Below are 597 nucleotides of genomic sequence, written 5' to 3'. Positions count from 1 at the left end.
TGATATCTATTTTCGAATATCCATTCTTTATAATCTTCCATCTTCTCTATATAATCGGAACAAAATGACGACTCGATACTGAGTTCAAATTCTTGATAACCTGTAATTTGTTGTAACGAACATTTTGAAGATTTTAACTTAAGCAGTAAATTATTCAGTTCACTAACAATATCTACTCCATCAAATTCAGCTTGATAAATATTTCTAGTGTGATTACCCGTTAAATTCCAATAAGTACAACATTTATCTAAAAAGTCTTCTATAGAGTTAAATGTTTCATCTGAATCAAAATTATATTTGTGCATTACATCTATTCTCTGCTAAGTATTCGGAAATATAGCAATAATCGATACAAATTTATCCAGTGATGATATTAATGACGTCACAACTTGACGCTAGAGCGATTAATCTTAAAGTCCTAGCCTGCATCTAAAACTAAGACTGCATCATAATTCAACTGATCAACATAATGAGTGAACTGCTTCTGTAGACGATGGCGATCCCAAAGATCACCCTCCCCCGCTTCTACAATATTTTTCAAAATTATCACGTTACCAATTCAATTGATTTTAATCAGTCATTTCTAATTCATTATTA

1 protein-coding gene is annotated in these 597 nt (G+C 30.8%); it reads right to left on the bottom strand.

The genetic code is table 11. The features are described 5' to 3' along the window. The coding region (locus B2Y23_RS01370) for a hypothetical protein (RefSeq protein ID WP_291368544.1) at positions 1 to 305 on the bottom strand (305 nt) is incomplete at its 3' end. Positions 306 to 597 lie beyond the last annotated feature (292 nt).

It is taken from the genome of Acinetobacter sp. UBA5934, from assembly GCF_002430855.1.
Taxonomy (GTDB): Bacteria; Pseudomonadota; Gammaproteobacteria; order Pseudomonadales; family Moraxellaceae; genus Acinetobacter.
This window is presented reverse-complemented; position numbering and strand designations above follow the sequence as displayed.